The sequence below is a fragment of the Mycobacterium sp. genome, from assembly GCF_049585075.1.
Taxonomy (GTDB): domain Bacteria; phylum Actinomycetota; class Actinomycetes; order Mycobacteriales; family Mycobacteriaceae; genus Mycobacterium.
This window is the reverse complement of record NZ_JBAUZA010000447.1, coordinates 1-2,500: the sequence shown is the minus strand read 5'-3', so window position 1 is coordinate 2,500 and position 2,500 is coordinate 1. Positions and strand designations below refer to the sequence as shown.

Here is a 2,500-nt window from a genome sequence, read left to right as displayed (position 1 = left end):
GTGCCCGCCACGCCAGGTACGGTGCCCGGAAGCCCGCCGGCCACGCCGGGGACGCCGGCCGGCAGCCCACCGGGCGATAGGGCGCTGCTGGCGGGCATCAACAGGTCCCCGCTGCCGGGGATCACGTTGTTCATCAGCGAGCTCAGCGAGCCGAACAAAGAATTGGCGATGTTGACGGCGCTGCCCGCGCCTGCACCGGCCCCGCCGACGCCTGGAACGGGCAGCGGATCATCGGCAAGGAATGGTTGCTGGGGAGTGGCCGCGGCGACGCCTGCGCCGAGCCCAATGGTGGCGATTGCTGCCAGCGCAATCCCGATGCCGGTCTTCACTCGGGTCAATGGTCGTCGAGCTGTCGGATTCGCAAACATATTCTCGGACAACGGAATTCCCCTCAATTTCGGCTGAAGCACTAGGTGCGCATCAGACACTCCAATCACTCTGGACACAATGCTGCTCAAATGTCACAGGAACAACACGACACGATCACAGGACGAACTCTATAGGTCCGCTTAGTAATCTTGGAGTTTGCTTACCGATACCCGCCCGATATCAGACAGGGCTGTGACCTGCACCGTCGACGCCGACACGAGCCGGCGTGAGCTCACTCCCTCGCGTCCAGGTCAACTGACTGTGGTTCGATAGAGCAACAGAATTTGGGCAAACACCGGCTGGGTGACGAACGGGGTGATGATGGCCGAGGACGTCCGCGCAGAAATCGTGGCTAGCGTGCTCGAAGTCGTGGTCAGCGAGGGCGACCAGATCGGTCAGGGTGACACCCTGGTGCTGCTGGAATCGATGAAGATGGAGATCCCGGTCCTGGCCGAGGTCGCCGGCACCATCAGCAAGGTCAGCGTTTCGGTGGGAGACGTCATCCAGGCCGGCGACCTTATCGCGGTAATCAGCTAGCCCCTTGGCTCGTCCGTACCTTTTGTCGGGAGTCGCCGATGTCCACTCTCGGTGACCTGCTCGCCGAACACACCGTTCTGCCGGGCAGCGCCGTCGACCACCTGCACGCGGTGGTCGGCGAATGGCAGCTTCTCGCCGATCTTTCGTTCGCCGACTACCTGATGTGGGTTCGGCGCGACGACGGGTCGCTGGTCTGTGTCGCGCAGTGCCGGCCGAATACCGCCCCCACAGTGCTGCTGCGAGACGCCGTCGGTACCGTGCTGGCCGCGGAGCGAGTGCCGCTGATCGCGGCGGCGTTCGAATCCGGCACCATCGGCCTGGAAAGCGATGCAGGCCAACCGTATTCGTGGCAACAGACGGGATTGAACATCGAGGCGGTACCGGTGCGGTACGGCGACCATGTGGTCGCGGTGTTGACCCACCAGACCGCAGTCGGCGACACCCACAAATCCAGCCCACTGGAGACCGCATACCTTGACTGCGCCGCCGACCTCGTCCACATGCTGTCCGAGGGCACCTTTCCCAACGTGGGGGATGTGGCGATGTCGCGCTCCAGCCCCCGGGCGGGTGACGGCTTCATCCGGCTCGGCGTCAACGGAGTCGTCTCCTACGCCAGCCCGAACGCGCTGTCGGCCTACCACCGGATGGGCCTGACCCTGGAGCTGGAAGGCCACGACCTTATCGACGTCACCCGCCCGCTGATCTCCGACCCGTTCGAGGCCCAAGAGCTCGCCACGCATGTGCGCGACTCGCTGGCCGGTGGCGCCAGCATGCGCATCGAGGTCGATGCCGGCGGCGCGACGGTCCTGCTGCGGACGCTGCCGCTGGTGGTGCACGGCTCAGCAGCAGGCGCCGCGGTGCTGGTACGCGACGTCACCGAAGTCAAGCGCCGCGACCGCGCGTTGATCTCCAAGGACGCCACGATCCGGGAAATCCACCACCGGGTGAAGAACAACCTGCAGACCGTCGCGGCGTTGCTGCGCCTGCAGGCCCGGCGGACGAACAACGCCGAGGGCCGAGAGGCGCTCATCGAGTCGGTGCGGCGAGTGTCGTCGATCGCGTTGGTCCACGACGCGCTGTCGATGTCGGTGGACGAGGAGGTCAACCTCGACGAGGTGATCGACCGGATCCTGCCGATCATGAACGACGTGGCGACGGTGGACGCACCGATCCGGATCAACCGCGCGGGCATGCTCGGCGTCCTGGACTCCGATCGCGCGACCGCGCTGATCATGGTGATCACCGAACTCGTACAAAATGCCATCGAGCATGCGTTTGACCCGGCAGCCCGGGAACCCGTCGCCGGCGCTGGCTCCGTGACGATTCGGGCCGAACGGTCGGCGCGATGGCTCGACGTGGTGGTCCACGACAACGGCCGCGGTCTGCCCGACGGGTTCAGCGTCGAGCAGTCCGACCGGCTCGGTCTGCAGATCGTCCGAACACTGGTGTCTGCGGAGCTCGATGGCTCGCTGCAGATGCAGAACGCCCCCGAAGGCGGAACCGACGTGGTGTTACGCGTGCCGATCGGGCGTCGCGTCCGCGCCGCGCAATAGCCCTGCACACAACGGTGCGGCCCCGACAATGTGTCGGGGCC

General features: G+C 65.7%; 2 protein-coding genes and 1 pseudogene. 2 read left to right on the top strand and 1 reads right to left on the bottom strand.

What is annotated here, in order from left to right; genetic code table 11:
* A pseudogene (locus WB785_RS21270) lies at positions 1-329 on the bottom strand (hypothetical protein); the annotation flags it as partial.
* Between the two features lie 361 nt (positions 330-690).
* On the opposite strand from WB785_RS21270, the gene WB785_RS21265 reads away from it, so the two are divergent.
* The gene (locus tag WB785_RS21265; protein WP_424081547.1) at positions 691-906 is read left to right on the top strand and encodes a biotin/lipoyl-binding carrier protein; all 216 of its coding nucleotides are present in this window, start codon (positions 691-693) and stop codon (positions 904-906) included.
* Between the two features lie 38 nt (positions 907-944).
* Positions 945-2,459, top strand: coding sequence for a sensor histidine kinase (locus WB785_RS21260; RefSeq protein WP_424081545.1), 1,515 nt, complete (start codon positions 945-947; stop codon positions 2,457-2,459).
* Positions 2,460-2,500 lie beyond the last annotated feature (41 nt).